Origin of the sequence: Pelagicoccus sp. SDUM812003 (assembly GCF_031127815.1) — a bacterium.
Lineage (GTDB): Bacteria > Verrucomicrobiota > Verrucomicrobiia > Opitutales > Opitutaceae > Pelagicoccus.
Genome location: NZ_JARXHY010000043.1, coordinates 1 through 2457, shown reverse-complemented (window position 1 = coordinate 2457; position 2457 = coordinate 1). Strand labels below are relative to the sequence as shown.

General features: G+C 44.7%; 5 protein-coding genes. All 5 read left to right on the top strand.

What is annotated here, in order from left to right:
* Window positions 1-165 precede the first annotated feature (165 nt).
* On the top strand, window positions 166-753 hold the full coding sequence (locus QEH54_RS22595; RefSeq protein WP_309020999.1) for a hypothetical protein: 588 nt from the start codon (window positions 166-168) through the stop codon (window positions 751-753).
* 74 nt (window positions 754-827) lie between these two features.
* Window positions 828-1070, top strand: a complete 243-nt coding sequence (locus tag QEH54_RS22590; RefSeq protein ID WP_309020998.1) for a type II toxin-antitoxin system Phd/YefM family antitoxin — start codon at window positions 828-830, stop codon at window positions 1068-1070.
* On the top strand, window positions 1067-1333 hold the full coding sequence (locus tag QEH54_RS22585) for a Txe/YoeB family addiction module toxin (protein ID WP_309020997.1): 267 nt from the start codon (window positions 1067-1069) through the stop codon (window positions 1331-1333). Before QEH54_RS22590 ends, QEH54_RS22585 begins: the two co-directional genes overlap by 4 nt.
* 85 nt (window positions 1334-1418) lie before the next feature.
* Entirely contained in the window at window positions 1419-1748 is a 330-nt protein-coding gene (locus QEH54_RS22580; RefSeq protein WP_309020996.1) for a hypothetical protein, read from the top strand.
* Between the two features lie 98 nt (window positions 1749-1846).
* Entirely contained in the window at window positions 1847-2251 is a 405-nt protein-coding gene (locus QEH54_RS22575) for a hypothetical protein (RefSeq protein WP_309020995.1), read from the top strand.
* Window positions 2252-2457: the final 206 nt, after the last annotated feature.

The following is a 2457-nucleotide window of genomic DNA, read 5'->3' as shown; positions in this document are numbered from 1 at the left end:
TGAACTCCTTTATATTATTAACTTGCAGTGCCTTCTCATGGAAGTCGGTCCATACAACTCGGGCCAAGCGCCCGAGTTGTGGCAGCAGCAAGGACATATCCTCACAATTTCCTGCACGACGGTTTCACAGCCCTCGCGTATGACCTTCACGTTCGGTAGAAAACAATGAATCGATTTTTCACATTCACCCTTCTCTTTGCCCTGACGAACATCTCGTATTCAACGCCTTTGACGATGCACAGGCAACAAGCTATCGTTGAGCACGAATCCGGTTGGAACTACGCAGAATCGACAGAAGGCAGTTTTTCAGTGCTGATGCCGATACCATTCAACGACTTCACAGTAACCGACGTCGACCCAAAGAACGGAACAATTCAAACCTTTGGAATAGGATCCAAAACGATGGAGGGATTCAAATTCTCGGTAACTGAGATTCCTACCAAAGAAACAAGCGATCCTAGTGATTTCGAAAAGATTGCCGAAAAGTTTGGTGAGTCGAACTCTACGGTTGTTAGTCAGGAAACCTCAGAATTCAAAGGGATGCGATGTATCACGGTTGAACTATCGAAAGGGAATTCGGGGGCATACATCAGATACATCCTTGGTCCAAAAAGCATTTTCACGATAATCATCGAGTATCCAGACTCTGGTGGCATGGATCTAAAACCATATAGAGACATATTCTTCAATTCACTAGAAGTAAAGAAACCGAACCAGTCGTCCCATACAACTCCGGCCAGCGCTCCGCGCTGACCTACGCGTATGGACTTCACGTTGGCTAAAGAAAATTGACAAAAGTACGCTTTTACGTACGCTCAACAGTCATCATGACCTCAATCACCGCAACTCAGGCTCGATCAAAGCTTTACAACCTTATCGACGAGGCAAACGCCTCTCATCACCCTATCCAGATCACTGGAAAGCGTGGTAACGCTGTCCTCATATCGGAAGAGGACTGGCGAGCGATTTCGGAAACGCTTCAGCTCAGCTCGATTCCTGGCATGGTCGATTCGATCAAGAAAGGAATGAAAGAAAAGATCAAAGACTGCAGTGAGGAACCAGGCTGGTGAGCTACAAGGTCGTTTTTACCAAGCAGGCACAGAAAGACGCGAAGAAGATAGGTAGAAGCAATCTCAAGGAGAAGGCATCTGCACTTATCGATATCCTAAAAAAGGATCCGTTCAAGACCCCACCCCAATACGAAGCCCTCGTAGGCGACTTGTCTGGAGCATACTCTAGAAGAATCAATATCCAACACAGACTTGTCTATCAGGTTCTTGAAGATGAAAAAATAGTGAAGGTATTGAGAATGTGGACACACTACGGAGAATAAGAAAAGCCAACCAGTCAGCCCATACAACTCCAGCCAGCGCTCCGCGCTGACTTCCGCGTATGGCTTTCACGTTCTACAGAAAATTATGAAATCAATCCTACTCGTTTTCCTATTCATCGGATCAGCCTGTTACGCTTCCGATTTCGATGGCACCTACAAGCCAGTCCACGACTTTCCAATTGAAGATCTCCCGCCCTCGGCGATTCAGACGCTAGATCAAGAAATAGTAATAGAAAATAACGAATTGAAGATACTCATTGGCGATCGATCAGAAACTTTCGCAATCGAATTTCATGACAGATTTATCCTGTCGAAGAAAGAAGTAGAAGGAAAAGTTAAGTACTTTACTTTCTACGTCAGCGAAGAAGACGAACTATGGTTCGGGGGAATCTCTTTCATAAAAGAAAGTAAGTAGAACCAGTCAGCCCATACAACTCCAGCCAGCGCTCCGCGCTGACTTCCGCGTATGGCTTTCACGTTAGAAAAGAAATCATGAAAAACAAAAGGAATCCAATGAAACAACTAGCAATAGCAGCGATCACGGCATTGATCGCAATACAGGTACAAGCGGAGCCAATCTCCGTAGACTACGAAGCAAAAATAGAAATCGAAAAGATTAACAAAGGCTCCGAATATGAAACGACTAACAGAATAAAAATAGGAGAATCGAATTTCACCGACCTCCGGACAGAAAGAAGGCCGATCAGCCAAGAGGATATTGATAGCGTATCCGAATTCATAGATTATCTGATTTCTCAAGCACAACTTGATGATTTCGGAAAAACAGGCACAGAGAAACAAGCGAATTACAAGATTCAGTTGAAGCTTAAATCCGAATCAGGAGATGAAGTTAAAATGACCTTATACCTAGACGGGTTAGATTCGCTCTCTGAAGATATAATAAAAAGATATTTCTAACAAGACGGTCGATACAACGGCGGCAAACGCCCGCCTCTTTCAAATCGATTCCTCAGACTCAACCCACCCAGACGTGGAGACGATGACAGAGGCCGCCGTCGTATCACCTCGACGTTGGCAAAAAATAAAGATGACTGACTTTGACGAAAAACTGTTCGATCCAAACTACTTCCTCGAGAAGACCTTTGATTGGCGCTCGATGTCAC

Coding starts and splice junctions, on each gene's coding strand:
- QEH54_RS22575 (WP_309020995.1), top strand. CDS start 1,847: ATGAAACAACTAGCAATAGCAGCGATCACGGCATTGATCGCAATACAG.
- QEH54_RS22580 (WP_309020996.1), top strand. CDS start 1,419: ATGAAATCAATCCTACTCGTTTTCCTATTCATCGGATCAGCCTGTTAC.
- QEH54_RS22590 (WP_309020998.1), top strand. CDS start 828: ATGACCTCAATCACCGCAACTCAGGCTCGATCAAAGCTTTACAACCTT.
- QEH54_RS22595 (WP_309020999.1), top strand. CDS start 166: ATGAATCGATTTTTCACATTCACCCTTCTCTTTGCCCTGACGAACATC.